Source organism: Amycolatopsis sp. NPDC003676, assembly GCF_053587275.1.
The window spans coordinates 1-1,388 of record NZ_JBSFNS010000297.1 but is presented as its reverse complement, the minus strand read 5'-3'; the positions used below and the strand labels follow the sequence as shown (position 1 = coordinate 1,388).

The window sequence follows — 1,388 nt, the reverse complement described above, 5'->3', positions numbered from 1 at the left end:
GGAACGGCGAAAGCTCTGCACCGAGCCAGAATCCGGCCCCGAATACCGAAACCCCGAAGCCGGACATCACTCCCGCACCGTCGAGCGAGACACCCGCTCCCCCGTCTCCGGGCACCCCCGCCCCGACGACGGAACAATCCGCTCCGACCAGTGAACGACCGGCACCGTCCACAACCGATCAACCGGCACCTCCCGCTCCGACGTCGGAACCTCCTGCGCCACAACCGGAACCCACCACCCAGGCACCCCAGTCCCCTGCGCCCACGTCCGAACAGCCCGCCCCCCAACCGGAACTCGCACCGCCTACCCCCGAACCGGCGCCCCAGGTCCCCGCGCCGACATCCGAACAACCGGCGCCGGAGCCTCCGGCGCCGACGACGGACCAGCCCGCACCCCCGCCTTCCGCGCCCACCTCGGAACAGCCCGCGCCCCCACCCACCTCGGAACAGCCTGCACCGCAGCCGGAGCCCGCGCGCCCGACCCCCGAACCGGCGCCACAATCCCCTGCGCCGTCTTCGGAACAGCCTGCGCCGCGCACAGAATCATCAGCGCCACCCGCGCCGCAGACCGCTGCACCGGAAGCACCCGCACCGCAACCGGTTCCGCGAGCACCGGAACCACACGCGGGCATCGTGGTGCCGCCGGTCCCCGGTGGACCGGTCGATCCCGGCGGACAGCCGGGCGTCACCGGCCCGATCCCGGAAACGAACGAACCACGGCCGCAACCTGCGACACCCCCGCCCGCACCACCCCTGGACCTGGATCAGCCAGGCGTCATTCCACCCCGGCGGTAGGCCGCCGCGATCGCGGGGCCGGTCGACGTTCAGGCTGTCCCTCCCCTCGGCGGTCGGAGGTCGGGCGGTTCCCGTCGCCTAAGCGGCCAGAGGTCAGGCTGATCTCCTGGCGCCTAGCGGTGGGCCACATGTTTCGGCGCTGAACGGGCTCGACCGGTTCGCCCTGTGCGGGTGAACCGCAGAGTTCTGGAAGGGCACGACGCCGAGTCGCGGAAGCGAGTCCACTCCGGCGCGGCCTCGATCTCGGTCGCGAAAGGTCTACCCGTGGGCGATGTTTCCGGTGTCGGAGGTCCGGATCAGACCTTGACCAGGTCGTCGGCGTGGATGACCGGGCGCTGCATGGTGTCGGGGAGTTCGGTGGTGGAGCGGCCGAGCATGGTGGTCAGTTCGGTGCTGTCGTATTCGACGACGCCGCGGGCGACCACGCGGTTGTCGGGGCTGACCAGGTCGACGACATCGCCGCCGAAGAAGCGGCCGCGGACGCCGGTGATGCCCGCGGCCTTCGGGTTCGACACCAGACCACGCATACCGGCCAGCGAACGGACCTGCGTCATGTTACCGGCGGCGCCCGACTTCACGATCATGGCGATCGGG

General features: G+C 71.2%; 1 pseudogene. It reads right to left on the bottom strand.

The features are described from left to right. Nucleotides 1-1,207: 1,207 nt before the first annotated feature. Nucleotides 1,208-1,388 (bottom strand): annotated as a pseudogene (locus tag ACWDNU_RS45830) (hypothetical protein); the annotation flags it as partial.